Source organism: Actinomadura sp. NTSP31, assembly GCF_041951385.1.
GTDB classification, from domain to species: Bacteria; Actinomycetota; Actinomycetes; order Streptosporangiales; family Streptosporangiaceae; genus Spirillospora; species Spirillospora napierensis.
Map to the genome: position 1 here is coordinate 49,743 of NZ_JBGNUT010000032.1, position 17,286 is coordinate 67,028.

At 73.1% G+C, this 17,286-nt stretch carries 17 protein-coding genes; 8 read left to right on the forward strand and 9 right to left on the reverse strand.

The features are described 5' to 3' along the window. Positions 1-46: 46 nt before the first annotated feature. On the reverse strand, positions 47-919 hold the full coding sequence (locus ACA514_RS38625) for a DUF72 domain-containing protein (RefSeq protein ID WP_375046256.1): 873 nt from the start codon (positions 917-919) through the stop codon (positions 47-49). 75 nt (positions 920-994) lie between these two features. On the opposite strand from ACA514_RS38625, the gene ACA514_RS38630 reads away from it, so the two are divergent. From ACA514_RS38630 to ACA514_RS38640, 3 genes are read left to right on the forward strand one after another with little or no spacing between them, the layout of a single operon-like run. Then, positions 995-1,828 carry a patatin-like phospholipase family protein gene (locus ACA514_RS38630; protein ID WP_375046257.1) on the forward strand — a complete coding sequence of 278 codons (834 nt, stop codon included), beginning with the start codon at positions 995-997 and terminating at the stop codon, positions 1,826-1,828. Between the two features lies 1 nt (position 1,829). Beyond that, positions 1,830-2,780 (forward strand): 1-acyl-sn-glycerol-3-phosphate acyltransferase, encoded by a 951-nt coding sequence (locus ACA514_RS38635; protein ID WP_375046258.1) that lies wholly within the window; start codon positions 1,830-1,832, stop codon positions 2,778-2,780. Between the two features lie 50 nt (positions 2,781-2,830). After that, the gene (locus ACA514_RS38640) at positions 2,831-3,232 is read left to right on the forward strand and encodes an RNA-binding S4 domain-containing protein (protein ID WP_375046259.1); all 402 of its coding nucleotides are present in this window, start codon (positions 2,831-2,833) and stop codon (positions 3,230-3,232) included. Positions 3,233-3,234: 2 nt separating this feature from the next. On the opposite strand, the gene ACA514_RS38645 is transcribed toward ACA514_RS38640, so the two are convergent. Then, positions 3,235-4,701 (reverse strand): arylsulfotransferase family protein, encoded by a 1,467-nt coding sequence (locus tag ACA514_RS38645; protein ID WP_375046260.1) that lies wholly within the window; start codon positions 4,699-4,701, stop codon positions 3,235-3,237. A gap of 142 nt (positions 4,702-4,843) precedes the next feature. Between ACA514_RS38645 and ACA514_RS38650 the strand changes: the two genes are divergently transcribed. Both ACA514_RS38650 and ACA514_RS38655 read left to right on the forward strand, forming a co-directional pair. After that, positions 4,844-5,905, forward strand: a complete 1,062-nt coding sequence (locus ACA514_RS38650; RefSeq protein ID WP_375046261.1) for a DUF6745 domain-containing protein — start codon at positions 4,844-4,846, stop codon at positions 5,903-5,905. Positions 5,906-5,916: 11 nt separating this feature from the next. Then, positions 5,917-6,384 carry a hypothetical protein gene (locus tag ACA514_RS38655; RefSeq protein WP_375046262.1) on the forward strand — a complete coding sequence of 156 codons (468 nt, stop codon included), beginning with the start codon at positions 5,917-5,919 and terminating at the stop codon, positions 6,382-6,384. Between the two features lie 4 nt (positions 6,385-6,388). On the opposite strand, the gene ACA514_RS38660 is transcribed toward ACA514_RS38655, so the two are convergent. From ACA514_RS38660 to ACA514_RS38670, 3 genes are all read right to left on the reverse strand, one after another. Continuing rightward, a complete protein-coding gene (locus ACA514_RS38660) occupies positions 6,389-8,170 on the reverse strand; it encodes a flavin-containing monooxygenase (RefSeq protein ID WP_375046263.1) in 1,782 nt (593 codons plus the stop codon). 132 nt (positions 8,171-8,302) lie between these two features. Further along, a complete protein-coding gene (locus tag ACA514_RS38665; RefSeq protein ID WP_375046264.1) occupies positions 8,303-9,352 on the reverse strand; it encodes a glucose 1-dehydrogenase in 1,050 nt (349 codons plus the stop codon). 25 nt (positions 9,353-9,377) lie between these two features. Beyond that, complete coding sequence (locus tag ACA514_RS38670; protein WP_375046323.1) at positions 9,378-11,174, reverse strand: glycoside hydrolase family 15 protein; 1,797 nt, start codon at positions 11,172-11,174, stop codon at positions 9,378-9,380. Positions 11,175-11,344: 170 nt separating this feature from the next. On the opposite strand from ACA514_RS38670, the gene ACA514_RS38675 reads away from it, so the two are divergent. Further along, on the forward strand, positions 11,345-11,734 hold the full coding sequence (locus ACA514_RS38675) for a DUF2267 domain-containing protein (RefSeq protein ID WP_375046265.1): 390 nt from the start codon (positions 11,345-11,347) through the stop codon (positions 11,732-11,734). 7 nt (positions 11,735-11,741) lie between these two features. On the opposite strand, the gene ACA514_RS38680 is transcribed toward ACA514_RS38675, so the two are convergent. Beyond that, entirely contained in the window at positions 11,742-12,551 is an 810-nt protein-coding gene (locus tag ACA514_RS38680; protein WP_375046266.1) for a class I SAM-dependent methyltransferase, read from the reverse strand. A 147-nt stretch (positions 12,552-12,698) separates the two neighbouring features. Between ACA514_RS38680 and ACA514_RS38685 the strand changes: the two genes are divergently transcribed. Then, positions 12,699-13,763, forward strand: coding sequence for a S1C family serine protease (locus tag ACA514_RS38685; RefSeq protein WP_375046267.1), 1,065 nt, complete (start codon positions 12,699-12,701; stop codon positions 13,761-13,763). On the opposite strand, the gene ACA514_RS38690 is transcribed toward ACA514_RS38685, so the two are convergent. From ACA514_RS38690 to ACA514_RS38700, 3 genes are all read right to left on the reverse strand, one after another. Then, the gene (locus ACA514_RS38690; RefSeq protein WP_375046268.1) at positions 13,764-14,708 is read right to left on the reverse strand and encodes a helix-turn-helix domain-containing protein; all 945 of its coding nucleotides are present in this window, start codon (positions 14,706-14,708) and stop codon (positions 13,764-13,766) included. It lies immediately after the preceding gene. 78 nt (positions 14,709-14,786) lie between these two features. Then, positions 14,787-15,320, reverse strand: coding sequence for a 2,4'-dihydroxyacetophenone dioxygenase family protein (locus ACA514_RS38695; protein ID WP_375046269.1), 534 nt, complete (start codon positions 15,318-15,320; stop codon positions 14,787-14,789). Between the two features lie 125 nt (positions 15,321-15,445). Continuing rightward, positions 15,446-16,045, reverse strand: coding sequence for a potassium channel family protein (locus tag ACA514_RS38700; RefSeq protein ID WP_375046270.1), 600 nt, complete (start codon positions 16,043-16,045; stop codon positions 15,446-15,448). A 71-nt stretch (positions 16,046-16,116) separates the two neighbouring features. Here ACA514_RS38700 and ACA514_RS38705 point away from each other — a divergent pair, with 71 nt between their 5' ends. Beyond that, positions 16,117-17,229: a glycosyltransferase gene (locus ACA514_RS38705; protein ID WP_375046271.1), complete on the forward strand. Its 1,113-nt coding sequence runs from the start codon at positions 16,117-16,119 to the stop codon at positions 17,227-17,229. Positions 17,230-17,286 lie beyond the last annotated feature (57 nt).

Genomic DNA, 17,286 nt, shown 5'->3' on the forward strand with positions numbered 1-17,286 from the left:
TCCGTGCAGTTGTCCACAGTCTGTGGACGGTGCTCCGGCGGTGGCGTCACGATGCGAGGAGGGCGGTGAAGCGGGCGGCGTTGCGTTGGGAATGGTCGGCGCAGCAGTTGTTGAAGACGACGTAGGTCGTTTCGACGCGGTCGGCCAGGTCGCGGATCCGGGGGGCCCAGGAGCGCATCTCGGCCTCGGTGTAGAGGTAGCCGAAACGTTCGCGGACGTCGCTGGAGTCCCAGCGTTCGCTGTGGCCGTGGAAGCGGACGACGGCCGCGTCGCCGGTCGCCGCGAGGACGGGCGGCATCGAGGACCGGTGGCCCTGCGGCATGTCCACGCCGACATACGGAATGCGGTGGCCGGACATGAAGGCGAGCGTCGCGTCGCGGTGCTCGTCGTCCATCCAGGCGGCGTTGCGGAACTCGACGCAGATCGGCATGGGGGCGCAGCGGTCGCGTGCCTGAAGGATGTATTCGCGGTTGCGGTCGCCCGGTGGGAACCAGACCGGGAACTGGAAGAGGAGCAGGCCGAGTTTCCCCGCCTCGTGGAGGGGTTGGAGGGCGCTGAGGAAGCGGTCCCAGACCTCGTTCTCCACGTCCTTCGGAACGTCCTTCAGATAGACGTTCCGTTTGTCCGGGACTTTGTCGCGGAGGTTCTTGTAGAGGGAGCCGGGTCGGGTCGGGTGGCCGGTGAGGAGGGAGAACGCCTTGACGTTGAAGACGAAACCGGGCGGGGTGCGCTCAGCCCAGAGGCGGACGGTCCGTTCCGCCGGGGGCGCGTAATAGGTGGCGTCCACCTCGACGAACGGGAACTGGGAGGCGTAGTAGCGCAGGCGGTCCTCGGCGGTTCTCGCCTCCGGCGGGTACCAGCCTGAGGAGAGCAGCGTCTTGTCCGTCCACGAGGCGGTGCCGACCAGGATTCTGCCCATGCCGGGAGGCTAGGGCTGATCGGGTTGGTTCGTCCGGGCTTCTGGGGGGATGACCGGGGCGTCGAAGGAGGGACGGTGGCGGAGTCCGGGAAGACGGCGCTCGTGCTGGGCGGCGGTGGCGTGCTCGGCGCGCACGAGGTCGGGATGCTGCGGGCGCTCCAGGAGGCCGGGGTGCGGCCCGACCTGGTGGTGGGGACCTCGATCGGGGCGCTGAACGGGGCGTTCGTCGCGGCGGAGCCGGACACGGCGGTCGAGCGGCTGGCCGGGTTGTGGTCGGACGACTCGGTGCGGGAGGTGTTCGGGGCGCGGGTGTGGGAGCGGCTGTGGACGCTGGCGCGGTCGGGGACGCATCTGCATTCGGCGGAGCCGCTGCTGCGGATGATGGACCGGTTGCTGCCCGCCCGGACGTTCACGGAAATGGCCGTGCCGTTCCAGTGCGTGGCGGCCGGGATCGAGACGGCGATGGCGCACTGGTTCTCCGACGGGCCGGTGATTCCCGCGGTGCTGGCGTCGTGCGCGGCGCCCGGACTGCTGCCGCCGGTGCGCGTCGACGGGAGGCATTACTTCGACGGCGGGCTGGTGCACAGCATTCCGGTGGGGCGCGCGGTGGCCTTGGGCGCCACGACGATCTACGTTCTGCAGGTGGGCCGGATCGAGCGGGCCCTGGAGCCGCCGCGCAGGCCGTGGGAGGTCGGAATGGTCGCCTTCGAGATCGCGCGGCGGCACCGGTTCTTCGAGGAGATGGCGGCGCTGCCGGACGGGCTGACGGTGCACGTCCTGCCGGCGGGCGGCGAACGGAAGGCGGGGGTGGACTACTCGCAGCTGCGGTACCGGAACGCGTCCGGTATCTCGGCGCATATCGAGCGTGCTTACGAGGCGTCGATGAAATACCTCAAAGAACAGGCGTGAAATGGTGCCGCCCCCCATCGTCCGGCGGCTGGTCTGCACGCCGGTGCTGTTCCTTCTGACCCTGGTGGTCGTCGTCGCGTTCCCGGTCGTCTGGGTGTGCGGCTCGGTGTTCGGGCGGGAGCGCAAGCGGGCCGTCCGGTTCCTGTGGTTCGCGCTGGCGTGGGGGACGCGGGAGTCGGCGGCGGTAATGGAATGCACGTGGCTTTGGTGCACCGGACGCGGCCACGACGACCGCCATTACGACGTCATCCGCCGCTACGTCGCCGGCCTCTACGCGGTCGCGGGGCGGCGGCTCGGCCTGCGGGTCGAGGACGAGGGCAGCTGGGACGGGACGGGCGCCGACCGGCCGCTGATCGTCCTCAGCCGGCACGCCGGTCCGGGCGACGCGCTGATCCTCGTCCACCACCTGCTCAGCGGATACCGGCGGCGGCCCCGGGTGGTCATGAAGGGGCAGTTGCAGCTCGACCCGTGCATCGACATCGCGGCCAACCGGATGCCGAACGTGTTCGTCGAGCACGGCGGCGCCACCGAGAGCATCGGGCGGCTCGCCGAGGGCCTCGGGCCGTGCGACGCGCTGCTGATCTTCCCGGAGGGCGGCAACTTCTCGCCGGAGCGGCGGCACCGGGCGATCCGGCGGCTGGCGCGGCACGACCGCCCGCGCGAGGTCGCGCGCGCGTCCCGGATGCGGAACCTGATGCCGCCGCGCCCCGGCGGCGTCCTCGCCGCGATCGACGCGGCGCCCGGCGCGGACGTCGTCTTCGTCGCGCACGTCGGCCTGGACCGGATGGCCACGGCCGGCGACATCTGGCGGCGCGTCCCGCTGACCGAGCCGGTCCGCGCGCGGTGGTGGCGGATCCCCGCCGAGGACGTCCCCGAGGAACGCGAGTCCCGCATCAACTGGCTGTACGCGCAGTGGGAGCGGGCGGACGCCTGGATCACCGCGCACCGGTGATCGAATAAGCCGTTGACGGGGCACTTCGCGCGGTCAATAGACTCCGGTGCATGGCGGACGAGGGGACGGTGCGGGTCGATCTGTGGATCTGGTCCGTCCGGCTGCTGAAGACCCGGTCGATGGCGACGACCGCGTGCCGCGGCGGGCACGTGCGGGTGAACGACGAGCGCGCCAAGCCGTCCACCGCGGTGAAGATCGGCGACGAGGTGCGGCTGCGGCACGACGGCCGGGAGCGGATCGTGATCGTGCAGAGGATCGTCCGCAAGCGGGTCGGGGCGCCCGAGGCGGCGCAGTGCCTGATCGACAAGAGCCCGCCCCCGCCGCCGCGCGACGCGCTGATCCCGGTCGGCCGCCGCGACCGGGGCGCCGGGCGGCCCACCAAGCGCGACCGGCGCGAGCTGGAGCGGCTGCGGGCCCTGAACTCCACGCTGGACCGGCCGCCCGGCGGCTGAGGTCAGACGCTCACGGCCTGGACGGCCGACCGGGCGAGGACCCGGCCGTTCGCGCCGAGCGCCTCCGCGACGACGCGCGGCGCGACCGGCATCGTCGCGGCCGTCTCGAACCCGGTCCGCCGGACGCTCGCCGCGGGCGCGAAGCGGGCCGCGTTCGCGTCGGTGAGGAACCGCCACGCCGCGACCTCCGTCGCGCCGTTCCAGCTCGCGTGCACGCGCATCCGCCCGCCCGACACCGACGCGATGGCGACGGACGGCAGGGTCTTGGGCTGCGCCGACCAGGGCGCCCGGTACGCCCGGTACGAGCCGGCCCCGGTCATCTCCATGACCGGGCGCCCGTCCGGCCCGAACTCGATCACCATGGCCGTTGAGCCGTAGCCGACGACCGCGTTGCCGTTCTCGAGCAGCTGCACGTTGCCCATGTACTGGCCGTAGGTCTTGCCGTCGGTGTACTCCCGCAGCAGCGTCGCCTTGCGGGCCTTCTCATCGATCTTCAGGACGACCCCGCGCGACGCGCCGTCGCCCACGTCGGTGATGTGGTTGTCGAACAGCGTGATCGTGGTGGCGTCGTGCCAGCGGGCGTTGTGCTGCCAGGCGAACGCGGCGCGGGAGCCCACCGCGAAGTCGCTGCGCCTGCCGCCGAGCCGCCACCGCACCGCCCCGGTCCGCCGGTCGACCGAGTACAGCGCGCAGGTGTCGCGCGCGGAGATCAGCAGCGTGTCGCCGTGGGCCTGCACCGAGTTGACGTGGATCGGGTCGAACGTCTTGCCCTTCGTCCCGTCGGTGTCCTTGGTCATCGGCATCTTCGTCTCGGCGATCCCGATGTGGTCGAGCGCCTTCCAGTCGAGCAGCACCTTGCCGGTCTCCACGTCCACCTCCTGGACGTGGCAGCCGTAGACGTGCCCGTCGCGGGGCCCGCCGATCGGCCGCAGGTCCGCGACGACCTCGGGGTAGGCGGTGAGCAGCGCGGTGCCCTGGTCGGTGAGCTGGAACTCGTGCAGGTCGCCCTGCATGCCGTCGCCCGCCCGGACCTCGGCGATCTGCTGGTAGCTCCGGTCGAGGAGGATCCCGGTGCCCGCGCCGTGCCCGCCGACGAGCCGCGCGCCCTCCCAGTAGGTGAGCGCCGGCTCGCCCTTGTAGGTCTGCACGCGCAGGTCCGTGACGAGGTCGGTCGAGCCGCGGAACCACACCGGTTCGCCGTCGTCGTCGACGATGAGGGCGTCGGCGTAGTCCGTCCCGCGGAACGGCCCGAGGAACACCAGCCCCGGCGCGACCTGGCCGGTCCGGCGCACGGTCACCTTGGGCGGCTGAGTGCCCGTCAGCGTCAGGTAGCCGCTCGGCTCGGCGGCGGTGGTATCGGCGTCGGCATCGGGGCCGCCGCCGCGTTCGAGCGTTCCGGCCGCCCCCGCCAACGCCGCCCCACCGGCCAGCACCGTCCCCACCAGAAACCCGCGCCGCGACAATCCCATACCCGACGGTCTATGAGGCGAACCTGGGCCTTCCTTGAACGCGGACTGAGGCAACCCTCTGGACATTCCGGGCGGGGGTCTGTCAGCATGCGGGCATGATCGATGAAAGGGGCGCTGCCGCCCGCATCCGATGAGCGGAGCCGTGCAGCGGGAAGCTGCCGCCGTCCGCGAGGAATGGCTGGGCCGGGCACTGTCCGTGCGGCCCGCCGACCGTCCGGCCGCCGAAGCGGCCGTCTCCGGCCTGTACCGGCTGGCCGGGTTCGATCCACCCCGTTTCCACTGGGTCCCGTCACCGCTCGCCGCCTTCGAGACCGTCCCGCCCGGCATGCGTCAGCGCGCCGGCGGCGCCGGCGTCTTCGACGGGCCCGCGGTGCGCGCGCTCGGCGCCTCCTTGGCCCGGCTGCGCCTCGATCTCGACGAGGAGATCAGGCGGCACTGCTCCGGGCTGGCCGGCCTGTTCCGGCAGCAGGTGCAGTTCTCGCTGGCCACGTCGGTGCGCGGCACGCTCGGCCTGGCCGCGCGTTCGGCGCACGACCCGGAGCGCGCGGCGGGCACCTGGTACGACCGGTTGTGCGTCTCCCGGATCGCCTACTTCGACGTCGCGCGCCGGGTCGCGGGCGTGCCGTTCGCGCCCGAGCACGTCCGGCACCTCGACCTGTGGGGGGCGGCGCTGTCGTCGGCCGGCTGGTGGTGGCCGCACGAGGACGTGTGCACGGTGTCCGAGCGGCCCGTCGCCGTCCGCACCGAGGTGTGCGGCGACGACGGCGAGGTCCGCCCGCACGCCCCCGACGGCCCGGCGATCCGCTACCGGGACGGCTGGGACGTGCACGCCTGGCACGGCAGGCCGGTGCCGTCCTGGGTGATCGACGACCCGGCGCCGGACCGCATCGAGCGCGAGACGAACGTCGAGGTCCGGCGGTGCGCGATCGAGCACCTCGGCTGGCCGGCCTACATCGAGGGCGCCGGGCTGCGGCTCGTCTCCGCCGCCCCCGACCCCGGCAATCCCGGCTCCGAGCTGCGGCTCTACGACCTGCGGCCGGAGACGCGCGTGCTGCTGGCCGTGAACGGGTCGGTCGAGCGCGACGGGCACCGCCGCCGGTACGGGCTGACCGTGCCGGGCGCGATCCGCGACCCGGTCGCCGCGGCGGCCTGGACGTACGGCCTGTCCGCCGAGCAGTACTCCCTCCTCGCCCGCCGAACCTGAAGGTGATGACCATGACGCAGACACTCCAGTCCCTTTCCCTCCAGACGGGCGTGACCGTGCTCGACCACCTGGAGCGGTCGATGCGCATCCCCGTCGTCGACGGGCTCCAGGCGCAGGGCGACCTGATCGTCGTCCCGCTGCACGTCGTCGCGCGGTCCGTGACCGTCCCGCCCGAACGGCCCGGCTTCACCCACCCGAACGCGCGCTGGCGGGATGTGCCGCCCGAGGGCGTCGAACTGCTGCGCGCCGAGGCCGGCGGCAACACCCACACGCTGGTCGCCGAGCCCGGCACCTGCCGCTGGACGGTCAACGTGCTGGACGACACCCGCCTCGCGATCGGCGTGTTCGAGGCCTCGGAGGTGGTCTACCTGCTGCATCCCGAGCACGGCGCGTCGGGCTGCGCGCCGGGGACCTACGTCGTCCGGCGGCAGCGCGAGCACGACCGGCGCAGCGGCGGGATGCGCTTCGTCGCCGACTGAGGGGTCAGCGGAACTCCAGGCCCTCGAACGTCCCGGACGAGCGCCACCGCTCCAGGTAGGAGAAGTAGGCGGTGGCGCCCGCCGGGTAGCCGACGTTCAGCAGCGACCACGGCGACGGCGCCTGGCCCTCGTTGTTGTAGTAGCCCGGCGTGCAGTCGGGCAGGAACCGCATCGCCGGCGCTGCGTGGCCGAGGACGTCGAGCCAGGCGTCCTCGGCCGCCCGCGTCACCTCGACCTCGGTGAACCCGTGGTCGAGGGTGTGCCGGATCACCGCCGCGATCGTCGCGCCGGCCTCGGTGAGGTTGTGCGGGATGTTGGAGATCAGGTTCGCGCCCTGCGCGGGCTGCGCGACGAACGCGTTCGGGAACCCGTGGACGTGGGTGCCGTGCAGGGTGCGCATTCCCTGCGACCAGTACCGCGACAGCTTCAGCCCGTCGCGGCCGGTCATGTCGTAGCCGGTGCGGCGGGTGTACTCGGTGCCGACCTCGAAGCCGGACGCGTAGATCACGCAGTCGACCGCGTACTCGCGTCCGCCGGCGACGACGCCGGACGGGGTGACGCGGTCGACGCCCCTGCCGTCGGTGTCGACCAGATGCGTGCCGGGGACGTTGAACGCCTGCAGGTACTCGTCGTGGAAGCACGGCCGCTTGCACAGCTGCCGATACCAGGCCTTGAGCCCGCCCGCGGTCTCCGGGTCCTGGACGATCGCGTCCACGCGGGCGCGGATCTCCTCCATCTTCTCGTGGTCGGAGTCCTCGTAGACCTCCATCATCTTCTCGATCGTCGCCTCGCCGGGCCCGAGCGCCGCGTACCGGGCGCGGATGCGGCGGCTGAGGTCGGTCCAGCCGTCCATGACGAGGTCGATCTCGGCGGTGCCGCCGGCCTGGTTGGAGGTGAAGTTCTCCAGCCAGCGCCGCTGCCAGCCCGGCGTCGCGATCTCCGCGAACCACTTTGGGTCGATCGGGTGGTTGTTCCGCACGTCGACCGACGAGGGCGTCCGCTGGAAGACGTACAGCTCCTTGCAGGCCCGCGCGAGATGCGGGACGCACTGGACGGCCGTCGCGCCCGTCCCGATGATCGCGACGCGCCGGTCCGCCAGCCTGTCCATGGGCGCGCCGGACGGGTCGCCGCCCGTGTAGGCGTAGTCCCAGCGGCTCGTGTGGAAGGAGTGCCCCTCGAACGCGTCGATGCCGTCGATGCCGGGCAGCTTCGGGACGTGCAGCGGGCCGGTGCCCATGGCGACGAACTGCGCGGTGAACGCGTCGCCGCGGTTCGTCCGGACGATCCACCGCGACCGCGGCGCGTCCCATTCCAGGTCCTCGACCTCGGTGTGGAACAGCGCGTTGTCGTACAGGCCGTACTGCTTGCCGATGCGGCGGCAGTGCTCCAGGATCTCCGGCCCGTGCGCGTACTTCTCGGTCGGCATGTGCCCGGTCTCTTCGAGCAGCGGCATGTAGACCATCGACGCCGTGTCGCACTGGGCGCCCGGGTAGCGGTTCCAGTACCAGGTGCCGCCGAAGTCGCCGCCCTTCTCGACGATCCGGACGTCGTCGACGCCGGCCTCCTTCAGCCGGGCGCCGGTGACGAGCCCGGCGAAGCCGCCGCCGACGAACGCGACGGTGACGTGGTCGGTGCGCGGATCGCGCGGCGCGACGGGCGTGTGCGGATCGGTGAGGTAGCGGGCGAACCGGCCGGTCAGCCGCTTGTACTGGGCGTTGCCGTCGGGGCGGAGGCGCTTGTCGCGTTCGGTGCGGTACTTGCGGCGGAGGGCTTCCTTGTCGGTCATGCGTGCTCCGGGGGGCGGGCCGGCGGGCGGCGCGCGTCCGCCCTCGTCCCGACCAGAATGACATTCAGGTGCGTCCCCTGGCGACACTCGTGAACGACCGGCCCCGGACGGCCGTTCCGCCCCGCGGCGCGGTCAGTCCAGCGTGATGACGACCTTCACGTCGTCCTTGTCCGGCGTGAACGCGTCCTGGAACCCCTCCAGCGGGACGCGCCGCGACACCAGGCGGCCGAGCCAGTCCAGATCGGCCTCGGCCAGGGCGTCCGCCGCCGCCGCGTAGTGGTCCAGGTTGGCGTTCACCGAACCGACGATCGCGTCGTTCTCCAGCACGATCTCCCGGTTGATGCTCCCGGCGTCCACGGTCAGCTTCCGGCCCGTCGGCGACACCCCGGTCAGGCAGACGACGCCGTAGGCGCCGGTCGAGGCCATCGCGCCGAACACCAGTTGGCCGACGCCGGTGGCCTCGATGACGATGTCCGGCTTGGCGTGCGCGACGGCGGCGTCCATCCCGCCGCTGTGGTAGGTCGCGCCCAGTCTCTTGACCAGGTCGGGCTTGGGGCCGTCCACGACCTGGTCGAGGACGTGCACGTCCAGCCCGCGCTGGACGCCGAGCAGCGCGGCCAGCAGCCCGATCGGCCCGGCGCCGGTGACCAGCGCGGTCTTCGGCTGGTACCAGGCGCGGGACCCGACCTTCTCGACCTGCTCCCACGCCTTCGCGACGACCGTCGTCGGCTCCATCAGCATGCCGACGTCGGCGAGCCGCGGGTCCAGTTTCACCGCGTAGTCCGCCCTGACCGTCCACGCCTGGCTCGCGTAGCCGTCGATCTCCTTGATGCCGCGCTCGGTGTACCGCCCGTTGCGGCACATGTCGAACTGCCCGTGCGCGCAGGCCCCGCAGGGCACCGGGTCGGGCCGCCGGACCACGCCCACCACCAGGTCGCCCTCCGCGAACCCGCTGCCGGACGGTGCCCGCCGCACCCGGCCGAGCGACTCGTGCCCGATGACCAGCCGGTCATGGCCGGGCGGCGCCCAGCCGTACTCGCCGGACGCGATCTCCCGGTCGGTGCCGCAGACCCCGACGGCCAGCCCGTCCACCAGCAGTTCCCCGTCGCCGGGCGCGGGATCGGGGACGTCCCGGACGGCCAGCGAGTCCTGCTGCCCCGGAACGACGGTCAAGGCGCGCATGTGCGGTCCTCCTTCGGCTCTGCCTCTATCGGTTCGGTCCCCGGGACGTCCGCACCGCCGCGGCGGTGCCGCTCAGATGCCGGGCGGTGTTGACGAGCCCGACGTGCGAGTACGCCTGCGGGGTGTTGCCGACGTGCCGTCCCGTCGCGACGTCGTACTCCTCGCTGAGCAGCCCGAGGTCGTTGCGCAGGCCCAGCAGCCGCTCGAACAGCTCCGTCGCCTGCTCGCGCCGGCCGATGCCGACCAGCGCGTCCGCGAACCAGAACGTGCAGGCCAGGAACGCGCCCTCCGACCCCGGCAGGCCGTCGACGCCGCCGTCGGCCCGCGTGTCGTAGCGCAGCACGAACCCGTCCCGGTACAGCTCGCGCTCCACCGCGTCCACGGTGCCCACCACGCGCGGGTCGCCCCACGGCAGGAAGCCGGTCTGCGGGATCAGCAGCAGCGCCGCGTCCACCCCGCGTGACCCGTAGAACTGGGTGAACGTGCCCTGGTCGGCGTCGTAGCCGTTCTCGCACACGTCCGCGTGGATCCGGTCGCGCAGCTTCCGCCACCGGTCCGCCGGGCCGTCCAGCCCGTGCTTCTCGACGCCCCGGACGGCCGCGTCGACGCCCGCCCACGCCAGCACCTTGGAGTGCACGAAGTGGCGGCGCTCGCCCCGCACCTCCCACAGGCCGTTGTCGGGGTCGTCCCAGTGGCCCTCGAGGAAGTCGAGCAACGCCTTCTGCACGTCCCAGGCGTTCTGGACCGCCCCGATCCCGGCCTCCCGCCCGAGGTGCAGGCCGTGCAGCACCTCGCCCCAGGTGTCCAGCTGGAACTGGCCGGACGCCGCGTTGCCGACCCGCACCGGCGCGGACCCCTCGTACCCGCCGAGCCAGTCGAGGGTGTACTCCGGCAGCCGGCGCGTCCCGTCGATGCCGTACATGATCTGCAGGTCGGAGGGGTCGCCGGCGACGGCGCGCAGCAGCCACTCCCGCCAGTCCCGCGCCTCGTCGGCGAACCCGGTGCCGAGCAGCGCCTGGAGGGTGAACGTCGCGTCGCGCAGCCAGCAGTACCGGTAGTCCCAGTTGCGCGGGCCGCCGAGCTGCTCGGGCAGCGACGTGGTCGCGGCGGCGACGATCCCGCCGGTCGGCTTGTAGGTCAGCCCCTTCAGCGTGATCAGCGAGCGGCGGACGGCGTCCTCCCACCGCCCGTCGTAGCGGAAGCGGCCCGTCCACTCCGTCCAGAACGCCTCGGTGTCGCGGAGCGCCTGCTCCGGGTCGACGCGGCGGGGGCGCGGCTCGTGCGACGGCCGGTAGGTCAGGACGAACGGGACCCGGTCCCCTTCCGCCACCGTGAACTCGGCGAATGTCGACATGTCGCGGCCCTCCAGCGGGACCGGCGTCTTCAGCCACGCCGCGTCGGGGCCCGCGACCGCCTCGAACTGGCCGTCCAGGTGCCGCACCCACGGCACGATCCGGCCGTAGTCGAACCGCAGGCGCAGCGTCGTGCGCATCGGCACCCGCCCGCTGACGCCCTCCACGACGCGGACCACGTCCGCCGCCTCGCCGCGCGGCGGCATCGCGTCGATCAGCCGGACGGTGCCGTCCGGCGTCTCCCACTCCGTTTCCAGGATCAGCGTGTCCCCGCGGTAGCGGCGCCGCGCGCACATCCCGCCGGACGCGGGCGCGATCCGCCAGAACCCGGCCGCGTCGTCGCCGAGCAGGGCGGCGAAGCAGGCCGGGGAGTCGAACCGCGGCAGGCACAGCCAGTCGATCGAGCCGTCCTTGCCCACGAGGGCGGCCGTCTGGAGATCGCCCAGCATGCCGTAGTCCTCGATGCGCAGCGCCAACGTCCACCTCCGTGCCCGGTCTCCCGTCCTTACTGCACTACCCGCGGGCCCGGATCCATGTCAGGAGGCGGGTGATCCACCCCGTCGCGCCCCGCATGGAGGCCGCGTTCACGGGCACCCCGGCAGAGAGGACCGGACGCATGCGACCGGAGAGGGGACAGACCATGAAGTACGGGCAGTTCATCGCGACGGTCCGCGACAACGGGGACTACAGCGGCCGCGAGGAGGCCGAGCGCGTCACGGAGGCGGTGCTCGCCGTCCTGCGGGACCGGCTCACCGAGGAGGGCGCCGACCATCTGGCGGCGCAGCTCCCCGAGCCGCTGGACGAGCTGATGCGCGACCGCCACGGCCAGGCCGAGTCGTTCGGCTCGGCGGAGTTCTGCCGCCGGGTCGCGGGGATGACCGGCGCCACCGAGCGCACGGCCGAATGGGACGCCGACGCCGTCCTCAGCACGGTCGCGGGCACCGTCTCCGGCGGCGAGCTGAACCATCTGCTGAGCCAGCTGCCGTCCGGCTACGCGCCGTTCTTCGGCAAGAACGACCTCAGCGACTGATCGGGGATCAGGGGGAAAGGACGGCGACCGCCTCCAGGTAGGCGGACGGGACCTCGACGGTGCCGCCGGGCGCGGTGCCGGCGGCCTCGATGTGCCGGGTGAGGTCGGTGGTCAGCGCGTCCCGCCCGGCGGCGTCGAGGACGTCGAACGCGAGCTTCAGCGGGCCGAAGTGCGCCCGGAAGTAACCGATCATGTCGGCGGGGGAGCGGAACCGGAACCGCCACTGCCGCTCGGTGCACTCCAGCGCGGACGCGTGCGGCCCGAGCAGCCGCTCCAGGTGCTTCGCGGTGCCCCACAGCGTGGGCGCCGCCTCCCCGGACGCCCCGGCGGTGTACCGGTCGACGAGCCGGAGCAGCTCGCCGAGGTAGCCGCCCGGCGACCAGCTCGCCAGCGCGATGCGCCCGCCCGGCCGGACCACCCGGAGCAGTTCGGCGGCCGCCCTCTCCTGGTCCGGGACGTACTGGACGCCGAACGTCGACACCGCGACGTCGAACGCGCCGTCCGGGTGCGGCAGCTCCAGCGCGTCGCCGGCCTCGAACCGCACGTCGAGGCCTTCGGCGGCGGCGCGGGCCCGCGCCTGCTCCAGCAGGGCGGGGACGTAGTCGACGCCGGTCACGTCGGCGAACCGGCGGGCGGCGGCCAGCGCGGTGTTCCCGGTCCCGGTGGCGACGTCGAGGACGCGCTCGCCGGGCCGGATCCCGGCCGTCTCGCAGAGCAGCTCGCTCACCAGCAGCCAGCGGTTGCCGACGCGGGCGTAGTCGCCGCTCGCCCAGGTGCCGCCGGCGCCGGTGTCGACCCCGCCGATGTCGTCGCGCATGGACCCGTCTCCCCTCGAAGGCGATCTTGATCGTGCGGTATCGCGGGCGCGAGGACAAGGGGCGCCGAAAACCGGTCACGTCGTGGCAGGTCGGGGGTGCCTTCTCGGCGGAAAAGGGAAGGACCGGGTCGGGGGAGGGGAGTTCTGGTGGACCGAAATATCAGGCTTGTCGCGGGAATCCTGGCGGGGACGGCAGTGCTGCTGGCGGGCTGCGGCGGCGGAGGCGGGGAGCGCAGGGCGAGGACGGCCGCCGCCGCGCCGTCGCCGTCCCCGACCGCCGGCGGGGCGCAGCTCCAGCAGCAGTACGAGCAGGTCGTCGCGGCCGTGCTGCCCTCCGTCGTGAAGATCGAGACCGACCAGGGCGAAGGGTCCGGCGTCGTCTACGACACCAAGGGCGACATCGTCACGAACGCGCACGTCGTCGCGGGGGCGAAGCAGATCCGGGTGACGGCCTCCAGCGGCGGCAGCCCGCTGAAGGCCAGCCTCGTCGGTTCCTTCGTGGCCGACGACCTCGCGGTGGTGAAGGCGAGCGGCGGGAACCTGCGCCCCGCCTCGTTCGGCGACTCCACCCAGGCCAGGGTCGGGCAGATCGTGCTCGCGATGGGCAACCCGCTCGGCTTGGCGGGAAGCGTGACGAACGGGATCGTCTCCGCGCTGAACCGGACGGTGTCCACCAAGCAGGAGGGCGCGTTCCCCGGTGCGACGATCGGCGACGCGATCCAGACCAGCGCGCCGATCAACCCCGGCAACAGCGGCGGCGCGCTCGTCACGCTGGACGGCAAGGTCATCGGCATCCCGACCGCCGCCGCGTCCGACCCGCAGATCGGCGGGGCCGCCGCCGGCATCGGGTTCGCGGCGCCGAGCGGCACCGTGCAGAAGATCGCCCCGCAGCTGATCCAGAACGGGAAGGTGTCGCAGTCCGGGCGGGCCGCGCTCGGCGCCACCGTCCGGACGATCGTCGACCCGAACAGCGGCGAGCAGTCCGCGGTCGCGGTGGTGGAGGTGACCAAGGGGGCCGGCGCCGACAAGGCCGGGATCAAGGCCGGCGACCTGATCCTCGCCGTCAACGGCACCGCGACGCCCGACCAGACCGCGCTCGCCGCCGTCCTCGCCGGCCTGAAGCCCGGCGCCACCGTGAAGGTCCAGGTCGAGGAGCCGAGCGGATCGAAGAAGGACGTCCAGGTCGAGCTCGGTGAGCTGCCCGGCGGCTGATCACGCGCGGGCGCCGGTCGGCGTGACGCCGAACCGGGCGCGGAAGTGCCGGGCGAACTGCGCCTGGCTGGAGAAGCCCCAGCGGTGCGCGACGTCCGCGATGGTCGTCCGGACCGCCCCGCCGCCGGTCAGCTCCTCGTGCGCGCGCTGGAGGCGGCGCTCCAGGATGTGCCGGGACGGGGTGGTGCCCGCGGCCTCGAAGATCCGGCCGAGGTGCCGGACGGACACGCCCACCACCCGGGCGACCTCGCCCGGCGCGAGCGACGCGTCGTGCAGGTGCCGGTCGATGTAGTCCTCGGCGATGATCAGCCGGCTCCGGTGCCCGGCGGGCGCGGGCCGCCCGCCGGACCGCTCGTCCGCCAGCATCCGCAGCACGCCGAGGACCGCGCCGCGCGCCCCCTGCGGATCGGCGGCGGCCGGGCTCTCCAGCAGCGACCGCAGCCCCACGACCAGCTCGCCCTCGCGCGCCGTCCCGCGCCCGAACAGCATCGGCGCGGGCACCCCGGCCGCCATGCACTCGCGGACGAACAGCTCGCGCGGCACGTCCACCAGGAACTGCCGCATCGACGAGGAGAACCCGAACAGGTAGGGCCGCCGCGTGTCGTAGACGACCAGGTCGCCGGCCGTCGCGGCGAGGCAGCCGTGCTCGTGCAGGAAGACCGCCTCGCCCTTCACCAGCAGCGAGGCGAACACCGAGTCCTTGGGCGCCGACCGCGCGACCTGCGGGGTCCGCTCGATCGCGTGCGCGTTGCCGCTGATGTCGGCCAGCCGGACGTCCCCGAGCCGGTAGTTGGTCTGCCGCGCGACCAGCCCGCGCTCGGAGTAGGACGTGCAGGACAGCCCGACCAGCGCCCGCCGGTTGTAGTCCTCCCAGAACCCGATGCGCTCGCGGGGCTCGACGTCCTCTGTGGAGGCCGTGGAGGTCATGAGGGCGGCGGCCGGCATGGGGTCTCCCGATCGCGAGGGGTCTCCTTGGAAGGAGCCTACGTCGGGTCCGCCGCCGAACGGGGTCGTCCGACGTCGTCAGCGGAACAGGGAATTGACGTAATCGGCGCCGAGGCCAACCTTCTCGTAGTGCGTGCGGCACATGTCGATGTAGTCGTGGACGTCGAAGTACCCCTCCGGGTCGCCGTTCTCGTCCAGCCAGACCAGCGGCCCCTTGACGATGAACAGCGTCTTCATCGGCTCGCCGGACTCGTAGGCGACCAGCGTGTGCCCCTCGCCGGGCGCCTCGTAGACGAAGTCCCCGGCGGTCGCCGTCCACGGGCGCTCCAGGTACCCCCACTTGCCGGAGATCGTGTAGGCGAACACCTCGTGCGGGTGGTAGTGCCGGTTGACCAGCCCGGCCCGCTTCGCCCGCAGGACGTCCGACCAGGTGTTGTCCTTGACGTTGATCCACAGCGGCCGCGACCCGACCGTCTCGGTGAACGGCACGTAGTACCGGTCGTCGTCGGTGGCGACCTTAGGCAGGTAGACCTCCGGCAGCGCGTCGGGCTTCAGCGAGTTCCCGATCGGCCTCAGGTCCTTCCAGAACTCAGAACCGGCTGCTTCCGGCATCGGAACGGCTCCTCCCACTCGCGGTCCTCGCTCGTGCCGCGAGTGAACCCCGCAGGAGACGCCCCCGTCTTTCTCCTGCCGGACGTCACCGTTTGCCGATTCCGGACATCTCCCTAGCGCGGCGGTCACCGGCCGCGCTCACCCTGCTCCGGGGCCTGCTCGCCCTGCTCCGGTCCCTGCTCCCCCTGCTCCGGTCCCTGCTCCCCCTGCTCCGGTCCCTGCTCTCGCCGCTCCAGGCCCTGCCGCACCGCCTCCAGCAGCACCTTCACCGCCACACCGAGCAGCACCAGATCGGCGAGCATCTGCACCATCGTCAGGATCCGCGCGGCCCGCGTCCTCGGCACGATGTCCCCGAACCCCACCGAGGCGAACACCGTGACGGCGAAGTACAGCGCGTCCACCCTGGTCAGCGGCTCGCTGAACGACCCCGGCGAGCCGTTGTCCATCAGCCGGTACGCCGCCGCGAACAGCACCAGGAACAGCACGACGGACGTCGTGAGCGCCTCCACCGCCCGCAGCCGGGGCGACGGCGACCGCATGATCGCCCGTGCCTGCCACCCGACGAGCGCGCCCAGCGCGACCAGCGCCCCGAACAGCGCCGCCACCGTCCCCGGCCCGAACCGCCGGTCCAGCGGCGCGACCGAGTACAGCACCAGCACGCCGGCCGACGTCGCCAGCGTGCGCACGACCGTCGTCAGCAGCGGCTGGCGCGACCGAGTGTCCACAGTCTGTTGATCCCCGGATCACTCCCGGTAATGCTGGACGTCCGCCATCGGCGGATGCGAGGCTGCCGCACGTGCTGATCTTGGACGTCCTGGCACCGGCCTCCCTCGCCGCGTGGCTCTACCTGGCGGCCGCGCACGGCGGCTTCTGGCGCACCGGCCCGTGCCTCCCGGACGGCCCCGACCCGCCCGCATGGCCGCACGTCACCGCCGTCATCCCCGCCCGCGACGAGGCCGGCGTCCTTCCGGAGACGCTCCCGACCGTCCTCGCCCAGGACTACCCCGGCCGCTTCGACGTCGTCGTGGTGGACGACGCCAGCACCGACGGCACCGCCGAGGCCGCCGCCGGGCTCGGCGCGGACCGGGTCGTGCGGGCCCGCGACCGGCCCGCCGGCTGGGCGGGCAAGGTGTGGGCGATGTCCGAGGGCGTTCGGGCGGCCGGCGAACCCGACTTCTACCTGTTCACCGACGCCGACATCGCCTACGCCCCCGGCGCGCTCGCCCGGCTCGTCCGCGACGCCCACGACCGCGACCTCGTCTCCCGGATGGCCACCCTCAACACCGTCACCGCCTGGGAACGGCGGATCGTCCCCGCCTTCGTCTACTTCTTCGCCCAGCTCTACCCGTTCCGCCGCGTCTGCCGGGGCCGGCGCACCGCGGCGGCGGCCGGCGGCTGCATGCTCGTCCGCCGCGCGACGCTCCTGCGCGCGGGCGGCCTGGCCGCGATCCACGGCGCCCTCATCGACGACGTCGCCCTCGGCCGCCTCCTCAAGCGCGCCGGCGCCCGCTGCCGCCTCGACCTGGACCGCGGCGTCGTCAGCCGCCGCCCCTACCCGCACCTCCGCGACCTGTGGGCCATGATCGCCCGCAGCGCCTACCACCAGCTCCGCTACTCGCCGGCGCTGCTGGCCGCCACCGTGCTGGGGCTCCTGCTGGTGTACGCCGTCCCGCCCGTCGCGGCGCTGGCCGGCCTGGTCGCCGTCGAGCCCGTCCCGGCCGCCGCCGGCCTCCTCGCCTGGGCCCTGATGACGGCCACCTACGTCCCCATGCTGCGGTTCTACCGCCTTTCCCCGCTGCGGGCGCCGGCGCTCCCTCTGACGGCCCTCATGTACGCCGCGATGACCGTCGATTCCGCTCGCCTGCACTGGAAAGGGAAAGGCGGCGCATGGAAGGGCCGCGTCAGGTGAGGGCCGGCTCGCGTCCCCGATGGCGCCGCGAACGCCGAGCACCATCGGCGCGACCGG